Genomic DNA, 7,837 nt, shown 5'->3' with positions numbered 1-7,837 from the left:
CCCCCCCCCCCCGTGCCGGTATGTCCGTTCGCAACCACTGGGCGTACTGCCCCAGTTGCAATGGGTTTGGTTGCCAGCGGGAGCTCTACGTCGCGAACGTGACACACCGGCACGGCCCCGCCCCCCGGGTTCGTTCCCGGCTGCCGCCCGGTGGGGGGAGGGGGGTGGGGTGGGGTGGAGGTGATCGGGGGTGCCTGCGTCGGCAGTTCCCGGGCGCCTGCCGTTACCGCCTCAGCAGCAGTCCTCGGGCGCCTTCCGTTCCCGGCTCAGCAGCAGTCCTCGGGCTCGTTCTCCGGCTGCTTCCGCTTCTGCCTGCTGCCGGAGCGTTCCACCATGAGGCGGGAGCCGCTCTGGCGTTCGCCGAAGACGTCGTCCGGGTTGGAGAGGACGCAGGTCTCCAGCGACAGGCAGCCGCAGCCGATGCAGTCTGTGAGGTGGTCGCGCAGGCGGCCCAATTGCTTGATGCGCTCGTCCAGTTCGGACCGCCACGCCTCCGAGAGGCGGGCCCAGTCCTCCCGCGTCGGAGTCCGCTCCTCGGGGAGTTCGGCGAGCGCGTCACGGATCGTGGCCAGCGGGATGCCGACGCGCTGCGCGGCCCGTACGAAGGCGACCCGGCGCAGTGCGTCACGGTGGTAGCGGCGCTGATTGCCGGTGGTGCGGCGGCTGCTGATCAGGCCCTTGGACTCGTAGAAGTGCAGGGCCGAGACGGCGGCGCCGCTGCGGGCCGACAGCTGTCCGACCGTGAGTTCATGGATCTTCTCGGGAATCTGGGGCACCTCTCGAAGCCTACCTATCCCGTCGGGCTTCCGGTCCGTTGACAGGTGACTCTTGTCCGACCATGCTAAGCAGTTGCTTAGAGATGGCGCTTCGAACACAGCACGCGGGAGGCCAGGGACATGGCAGAGCCGAGGATCTTCACGTCCGCCGACGAACTGAAGGCGGCGGTGGGCGAGCAGTTGGGGTACAGCGACTGGCTGGAGATCGATCAGAAGCGGATCGATCTGTTCGCGGACGCGACGGGTGACCACCAGTGGATTCACGTGGACCCGGAGAAGGCCGCGGCGGGGCCCTTCGGGACGACCATCGCCCACGGGTACCTGACGCTGTCGTTGCTGCCCGCGCTCGTTCCGCAGGTCATGCGGGTCGAGGGGATGAAGATGGGGGTCAACTACGGGAGCAACAAGGTGCGGTTCCCCGCGCCCGTTCCCGTGGGATCGCGGGTTCGGGCCACGGCTGTGCTCAAGGAAGTCGCCGAGGCGGGGGGTGGCGTGCAGGTGACGGCCGCGGTCACCGTGGAGCGCGAGGGGGGCGACAAGCCGGTCTGTGTGGCTGAGTCCGTGTCTCGCTACTACTTCTGATCCCGTCGTGCGCGGACTGCGGGTCCGTTGTGGCTGGTCGCTCCCCTCGAGCGGGGGACCCCCGTCGCGGCGGAGGGCTACCTCTTGGCCCCGACCATCCTCAGCACCAGGTCGGCGTACAGGGCGCCCACTTCTTCCGGGGTGCGCGGGCCGTTGACGTTGAACCAGCGGGCCACGTCGATGCAGAGGGAGAGCACGGCGAGGGTGGTGCCCTGGACGTCCAGCACGTCGAACTCGCCGGTCGTCAAGCCGTCCTCGATGATCCCGCGCACCTCCGCGTCCACCTGGCGGCGCAGGGCGAGGATCTCGGCGCGGGCGTCGGGGCCGAGCGAGTCCAGTTCGTACTGCACGACCCGCGCCGTGGTGCGCCCGCCCGCGTGCCAGCGGACGAAGGAGCTCACCGCGTCGGCGAGCCGCTCGGTCGCACTGCCCTCGCCCCGGGCCGCCGTACGCAGGATCTCCACGGCCTTCTCGTGGCCGATCCTGCTGATGCGATGGAGCAGCTCTTCCTTGGTCTTGTAGTGGATGTAGAGCGCGGCCGGGCTCATGCCGGCGCGGCCCGCGATGTCACGGGTCGTCGTGGCGTGGTAGCCGCGCTCGGCGAAGGCCTCCACCGCGGCAATGAGCAGCCGCCGGGCCGCGTCGGGCGTGACCTCGCCCCACCCCGACGTCTCGCCGCCGGTCGTCTCCTCCGCCGTACTCATCGCTCGTTCGCCCCTCTCACTGACGGAGCCACCACCATACCGCTGAAGCTGAGCGGGCGCTTAGCGTGGCCGCTCAGCACGTCGGGCGCAGTGGTCAGAGCTTCTCGAACGGGTGGTACGACCGCTCCACCGCCTCCTGACGGTCCCGGATCACCTTGGCCAGGGTGAAGGCGGAGGTCACCAGATACAGGACGGCGATGGCGAGGAAGCCCCGCACCCAGGCGTCGGCGTTCAGCTTGAAGATGCCGATGGCGGTCGCGGCCATGGCCACGGCGAAGGAGGCGACGGCCTGGCCGTAGAAGGCGGCCGTGTTCTGCTGCTTGCCCGGTGTGTCACTCATGGGGACAAGGATCTGCGGACGTGGCCCGCGCCACATCCGCGCAGCTACTCAGCTCACGTACTCAGAACGCCGAAACCCCCGTCAGTGCCCGCCCGATGACCAGCTTCTGGATCTGGCTCGTGCCCTCGTAGAGGGTCATCACACGGGCGTCCCGCAGCAGCTTGCCCGCCGGGTACTCGTCGATGTAGCCGTATCCGCCGAAGACCTGGAGGGCGTTGTTCGCGGCGCGCACGGCTGCCTCCGAGGCGAAGAGCTTGGCCTTGGAGGACTCCACGGCGAAGGGCAGTCCCCGGTCGATCAGGTCGGCGACCCGCCAGGTCAGCAGGCGGGCCGCGTCCACGTCGACGGCGATGTCACTGATCAGCTCCTGGACCAGCTGGTGGTGGGCGATGGTCTTCCCGAACTGCTCGCGCTCGCCCGCGTATCGGACGGCGGCGTCCAGCGCCGCCTGCGCTATGCCGACGCAGCCCGCCGCGACCGACATCCGGCCCTTGGCAAGGGCGGACATGGCGACCGAGAAGCCTTTGCCCTCCTCCCCCAGCATCGCGGCGGCCGGCACGCGTACGTCCTCCAGCACCAGCTCCGCCGTCGTCTGGCCGCGCAGACCGAGCTTGCCGTGGATGGTGCGGCGGGTCAGGCCGGGCGTGTCGGTCGGCACGAGGAACGCGGAGACGCCCTTGTGGCCGGGCGCGTCCGTGGAGCGGGCGAAAAGCAGGACTACGTCTGCCCAGGCGCCGTTCGTGATGAACGTCTTGGCGCCGTTGATGACGTACTCGTCGCCCTCGCGCACGGCTTTGGTCGACAGGTTGCCCGCGTCGGAGCCGGTGCCCGGTTCGGTGAGACCGAAGCAGCCGACGTACGCGCCCGAGGTGAGCCCCGGCAGCCACCGCCGCTTCTGCTCCTCGCTCCCCCAGGACGCGATGGTCTTGGCGACGAGCCCGAGGGAGACCGAGACGATGCCCCGGACCGAGGAGTCGCCCCGGCCCAGCTCCTCCGTGACCAGGCAGTACGCGAGGTGGTCACCGCCGGAGCCGCCGTACTCCTCGTCGACGGTGAGGCCCAGGAAGCCGACCTCGCCGAGCTTCTTCACGATCGAGCGGTCGACCTCCTCCGCCCGGTCCCAGGCGATGACGTGCGGGGCGATCTCACGGTCCACGAAGTCCCTGGCGAGCCGCCTGACGGCGGTCTGCTCCTCGCTGAGCTCCAGGTTCATGACGAGTCACCCCACTTGAAGGACGTAGCGCGCTTGAGGCCCGTAACTTGAAGGCCGAACCTTTAAATTAGCACTGCTAGTTTCTGTTCCGCAGCCCTACTATGTGCGCCATGGCCAGACCGCGCAAGCCCCTCCTCAGCACCGACCGCATCGTCGCGGCGGCACGAGCGCTGGTGGATGCCGAGGGCCTGGCCGCCGTCTCGACGCGTCGGCTCGCCGCCGAACTGGGCGTGAGCGGTCCGTCCCTCTACAACCACTTCCGTACGAAGGACCAGATCCTGGAGGCGGTCGCGGACTCCGTCAGCGCGCAGGTCGATCTGTCGATGTTCGAGGACGGCCGGGACTGGCGCACCGCGCTGCACGACTGGGCCGTCTCCTACCGGGCCGCCCTGCGCGACCACCCGAACATCGTCCCGGTCCTCGCCCGCGGCCCCGGCCGCCGCCCCGCGGGACTGCGGCTCGCGGACGCCGTGTTCGGCGCGATGGTCGAGGCGGGCTGGCCCGCGGCCCAGGCCACCTCCATCGGCGCGCTGATGCGGTACTTCGTGATGGGGTCCGCGCTGGGGTCGTTCGCCGGGGGCTTCGTGGACGACGAGACCGCGTACGATCCCGCCGACTATCCGCACCTCGGGCAGGCCCATCTCCTCGCCGAACAGCAGGAGAAGATCGACGAACGGGCCTTCGAGACCGGGCTCACGGCGTTGCTGGACGGGTTGGCGTTGCAGTATGAGGGGCTGCGCGGGGCCTGACGAGCAGGCGGGCAGCGGGGCCGTTGTGGCCGCGAGCCTGTGGGCGTTCCGTCGATGGGCGCCTCCATCCTGATGGGCGCCCCATACTTCGGTGCTCGCCGAAGTGTCCGTCGCGCATGCTGGTGTGCATGACCTCCTCACGTGCGCGGGCCGAGGCCGCGCTGCTCGCGGCGCTCGCCTCCCTGGTCGCCGACGAGACGCGGGCCGCGGTCCTGCTGGCGCTGCTCGACGGGCGGGCGTGGACCGCCGGGGAGCTGGCCCGGTACGCGGGAGTCGCCGCGTCCACGGCCAGCGAACATCTGGGCAAGCTGGTCGCGGGCGGACTGCTCGCCGAGGAACGGCAGGGGCGCCACCGGTACGTACGGCTGGCCGACGCCCGGGTCGCCCAGCTCGTGGAGGACCTCGCCGCCCAGGTCGCGCCGGCGTCCGCCGCCCGGCCGCGGACGCTGCGCGAGTCCAGCGCGGGCAGCGCGATGGCCCGCGGCCGCACCTGCTACGACCATCTGGCCGGCCGCCTCGGCATCGCCGTCACCGACGCCCTCACCGGGCTCGGGCTGCTGCGCCAGGACACCGGGTTCGCGCTCACGGACGAAGGGGTTCACTGGTTCGACGGGCTGGGTGTTCCCCTCGTACGCACCGGACGGCGCCCGCTCGCCCGGGCCTGCCTGGACTGGACCGAACGGCGTCCTCATCTCGCCGGTGTCGCGGGAGCCGCGTTGTGCCGGCACGCCCTGGACGCGGGCTGGTGCGTACGCATCGGCTCGGAGCGGGCCGTGAAGGTCACGGACAAGGGCGAGCGGGTGCTCGCGGAGCTGCTGGGGATCCAGGCCGCGGCGCTGCGCTGACTCGCGGCGCGGCCACCGCGCCGACTCTGCCGCACCGTGAGCCACTGACGGCCTCACCGCACTGACGGCCTCACCGCACTGGCGGCCTCACCGTACCGGTGAGTCACTGGCGGCCTCGCTGAGGAGCCTCGACCCCCGTGCCGAACGCCCCGTCCGAAATTCGCGAGCCCTTTGCCCCTGCCCCACCTAGCCTCTGGAGCGTGATGAAGTCTCCCCTCTCCGCCCGCCGTACGGAACTGCTCGCCGCCGCGGCGGCCACGGTCACCGTGCTGCTGTGGGCCTCCGCGTTCGTGTCCATCCGGAGCGCGGGCGAGGCGTACTCGCCCGGCGCGCTGGCCCTCGGCCGGCTGCTCGCCGGGGCGCTGGTCCTCGGCGTGATCTGTCTGATACGGCGGGAGGGGCTGCCCGCGCGCGCCGCCTGGCCGGGGATCGTGGTCTCCGGCCTGCTCTGGTTCGGGCTCTACATGGTGGTGCTCAACTGGGGCGAGCAGAAGGTCGACGCGGGCACCGCAGCCCTCGTGGTGAACGTCGGTCCGCTGGTCATGGCCCTGCTCGCGGGCTGGCTCCTCAAGGAGGGGCTGCCGCCGCGGCTGCTCGCCGGGATGGCGGTGTCCTTCGCGGGCGCGGCGGTCGTCGGCGTGTCGATGTCGGGCGAGGGCAGCGCCTCCGTGCTCGGCGTGCTGCTCTGTCTGCTCGCCGCGGTGGCGTACGCGGGCGGTGTGGTCGCCCAGAAGCCGGCCCTGCGGCACGGCTCCGCGCTCCAGGTGACGACGTACGGCTGTGTGATCGGCGCGGTGGCCTGTCTGCCGTTCGCCGGGCAGCTGGTCTCCGACGCCGGTGACGCCCCGCTGTCCGCGACCCTCAACATGCTGTATCTGGGCGTCTTCCCGACCGCCCTCGCGTTCACCACCTGGGCGTTCGCGCTGGCCCGTACGACGGCCGGACGGATGGGCGCCACGACGTACGCGGTGCCCGCGCTGGTGGTGCTGATGTCCTGGGTGGCGCTCGACGAGGTGCCGGGCTGGATCACCCTCGTCGGAGGGCTGGTGTGTCTGGCGGGGGTGGCGGTGTCACGGTCCCGCCCACGAGCCGCCGCCACCGCAACTGCCGCTGCCGTCACGCCTGTTGCCGCGGCCCCGGACGCTAGTCCGGAGCCGCAGCCCGAGCAGGCCTAGCCGGTCAGGTCGGCGTGGCCCGACCGCTCAGCGTGAACGTGCCCTGTCCGCAAGGACCTTGATCGATCCGAGCGCGATCACGGCGAGCCCGATGATGTAGGCGGACACCGACATCGACGTGCCCGTCGTCTCCAGCAGGAGCACCATCACGAAGGGCGCGAGTCCGCCGCCGAGGACGGCCGCGATCTGGTAGCCGAGCGAGGCGCCCGTATAGCGCATCTCCGGGGTGAACAGCTCGGCGAACAGGGCGGCTTGGGGTCCGTACATGATGCTGAGGAAGCAGCTGGCGACGAACGTGCCGACGGCCAGCCACAGCAGCGAACCCGTGTCGATCAGCAGGAACATCGGTACGGCCCACAGGGCGATGCCGGCCGCTCCGAGCCCGTAGATCCGGATGCGCCCGATGCGGTCGGAGAGCGCGGCCGACGCGGGGATCAGGACGAGCTGGGTGAGGCTCACGCAGAGCGAGACGGTGAGGACCGCACTGCGTTCCATGTCGAGTTCGCGGGTCGTGTAGTCGAGTACGCCGGTGATGAGGATGTAGAAGGTCGCGGTGTTCACGGCGAACGAGCCGCCCGCGAGGAAGACCGTGCCGAGGTGGCCGCGGATGATGGTGCGCAGTGGGGAGTTCCGCGCGCCCTTCTCCGCCTGCTCCTTTTCCGACAAGGCTCGTTCGGCCGCGCGGAACTCCGGGGTCTCCTCCACGTGCGTGTGGATGTACCAGGCGAGTACGAGGACGAGCAGGCCGATCAGGAACGGGACCCGCCAGCCCCACGCCGCGAACGCCGTCTCGCTGGTGAGGGCGCCGGCGAGCAGGAAGACCGAGTTGGCGGTCACCACGCCGATGGGGACGCCGAGTTGGACGACGCTGCCGTAGACGCCCCGCTTGCCTTCCGGGGCGTACTCGGTGGCCAGGAGCATCGCGCCGCCCCATTGCGCGCCGACCGCGATGCCCTGCATGACGCGCAGCGTGACGAGCAGGACGGGGGCCGCGATGCCGATCGTCTCGTACGTGGGGAGGAGGCCGATGCCCGTCGTGGCCACGCCCATCAGGGTCAGGGCCAGGACCAGCATGGGCTTGCGGCCCCGTTTGTCGCCGAGTTGGCCCGCTATGACTCCGCCGAGCGGGCGGGCGAGGAAGCCGACCGCGAAGGTCGCGAACGAGGCGAGGACTCCTGCGGAGGGGCTGCCTGCGGGGAAGTACAGGTCTCCGAGGACCAGTGCCGCCGCTATGCCGAAGACGAAGTAGTCGTACCACTCGACGGCTGAGGCGAGGGCGGCGGCGGTCGCCACCTTGCGGCGGTTCTTGGTGTCGTGTGTTGCCGTTGACGTGCCGGGGAGAGCGGAAGGTGCGGTGTCCATGCGGTGCACACTCCGGTGGGTGCGGGGACGTTCGCGGCAACGTACTGACCGGACGGTATGTGGGTCAACGGGTGTGCGGGGGATTGTTTTG

9 protein-coding genes are annotated in these 7,837 nt (G+C 70.7%); 4 read left to right on the top strand and 5 right to left on the bottom strand.

What is annotated here, in order from left to right:
- Positions 1-266 precede the first annotated feature (266 nt).
- On the bottom strand, positions 267-776 hold the full coding sequence (soxR, locus tag GAS53_RS22855; protein ID WP_151479532.1) for a redox-sensitive transcriptional activator SoxR: 510 nt from the start codon (positions 774-776) through the stop codon (positions 267-269).
- Between the two features lie 120 nt (positions 777-896).
- On the opposite strand from soxR, the gene GAS53_RS22850 reads away from it, so the two are divergent.
- Entirely contained in the window at positions 897-1,358 is a 462-nt protein-coding gene (locus GAS53_RS22850) for a MaoC family dehydratase (protein WP_151479531.1), read from the top strand.
- Between the two features lie 77 nt (positions 1,359-1,435).
- Here GAS53_RS22850 and GAS53_RS22845 read toward each other — a convergent pair whose 3' ends face one another.
- The 3 genes from GAS53_RS22845 to GAS53_RS22835 form a co-directional block, all read right to left on the bottom strand.
- The gene (locus tag GAS53_RS22845; protein ID WP_151479530.1) at positions 1,436-2,062 is read right to left on the bottom strand and encodes a TetR/AcrR family transcriptional regulator; all 627 of its coding nucleotides are present in this window, start codon (positions 2,060-2,062) and stop codon (positions 1,436-1,438) included.
- A 94-nt stretch (positions 2,063-2,156) separates the two neighbouring features.
- Positions 2,157-2,402: a YiaA/YiaB family inner membrane protein gene (locus GAS53_RS22840; protein ID WP_151479529.1), complete on the bottom strand. Its 246-nt coding sequence runs from the start codon at positions 2,400-2,402 to the stop codon at positions 2,157-2,159.
- 61 nt (positions 2,403-2,463) lie between these two features.
- Positions 2,464-3,615, bottom strand: coding sequence for an acyl-CoA dehydrogenase family protein (locus GAS53_RS22835; RefSeq protein WP_151479528.1), 1,152 nt, complete (start codon positions 3,613-3,615; stop codon positions 2,464-2,466).
- 110 nt (positions 3,616-3,725) lie between these two features.
- On the opposite strand from GAS53_RS22835, the gene GAS53_RS22830 reads away from it, so the two are divergent.
- The 3 genes from GAS53_RS22830 to GAS53_RS22820 all read left to right on the top strand — a co-directional run bounded on the left by GAS53_RS22830 (position 3,726) and on the right by GAS53_RS22820 (position 6,384).
- Positions 3,726-4,364, top strand: coding sequence for a TetR/AcrR family transcriptional regulator (locus GAS53_RS22830; protein ID WP_151479527.1), 639 nt, complete (start codon positions 3,726-3,728; stop codon positions 4,362-4,364).
- A gap of 116 nt (positions 4,365-4,480) precedes the next feature.
- Positions 4,481-5,209, top strand: a complete 729-nt coding sequence (locus tag GAS53_RS22825) for an ArsR/SmtB family transcription factor (protein ID WP_151479526.1) — start codon at positions 4,481-4,483, stop codon at positions 5,207-5,209.
- Between the two features lie 203 nt (positions 5,210-5,412).
- Complete coding sequence (locus GAS53_RS22820) at positions 5,413-6,384, top strand: DMT family transporter (protein WP_151479568.1); 972 nt, start codon at positions 5,413-5,415, stop codon at positions 6,382-6,384.
- A gap of 27 nt (positions 6,385-6,411) precedes the next feature.
- On the opposite strand, the gene GAS53_RS22815 is transcribed toward GAS53_RS22820, so the two are convergent.
- Positions 6,412-7,746 (bottom strand): MFS transporter, encoded by a 1,335-nt coding sequence (locus GAS53_RS22815; protein ID WP_151479525.1) that lies wholly within the window; start codon positions 7,744-7,746, stop codon positions 6,412-6,414.
- Between the last annotated feature and the right edge of the window lie 91 nt (positions 7,747-7,837).

It is taken from the genome of Streptomyces albicerus, from assembly GCF_008905045.1.
Classification (GTDB): Bacteria; Actinomycetota; Actinomycetes; order Streptomycetales; family Streptomycetaceae; genus Streptomyces; species Streptomyces albicerus.
This window is presented reverse-complemented; position numbering and strand designations above follow the sequence as displayed.

Coding starts and splice junctions, on each gene's coding strand:
- GAS53_RS22850 (WP_151479531.1), top strand. CDS start 897: ATGGCAGAGCCGAGGATCTTCACGTCCGCCGACGAACTGAAGGCGGCG.
- GAS53_RS22845 (WP_151479530.1), bottom strand. CDS start 2,062: ATGAGTACGGCGGAGGAGACGACCGGCGGCGAGACGTCGGGGTGGGGC.
- GAS53_RS22830 (WP_151479527.1), top strand. CDS start 3,726: ATGGCCAGACCGCGCAAGCCCCTCCTCAGCACCGACCGCATCGTCGCG.
- GAS53_RS22815 (WP_151479525.1), bottom strand. CDS start 7,746: ATGGACACCGCACCTTCCGCTCTCCCCGGCACGTCAACGGCAACACAC.
- GAS53_RS22820 (WP_151479568.1), top strand. CDS start 5,413: ATGAAGTCTCCCCTCTCCGCCCGCCGTACGGAACTGCTCGCCGCCGCG.
- GAS53_RS22825 (WP_151479526.1), top strand. CDS start 4,481: ATGCTGGTGTGCATGACCTCCTCACGTGCGCGGGCCGAGGCCGCGCTG.
- GAS53_RS22835 (WP_151479528.1), bottom strand. CDS start 3,615: ATGAACCTGGAGCTCAGCGAGGAGCAGACCGCCGTCAGGCGGCTCGCC.
- GAS53_RS22840 (WP_151479529.1), bottom strand. CDS start 2,402: ATGAGTGACACACCGGGCAAGCAGCAGAACACGGCCGCCTTCTACGGC.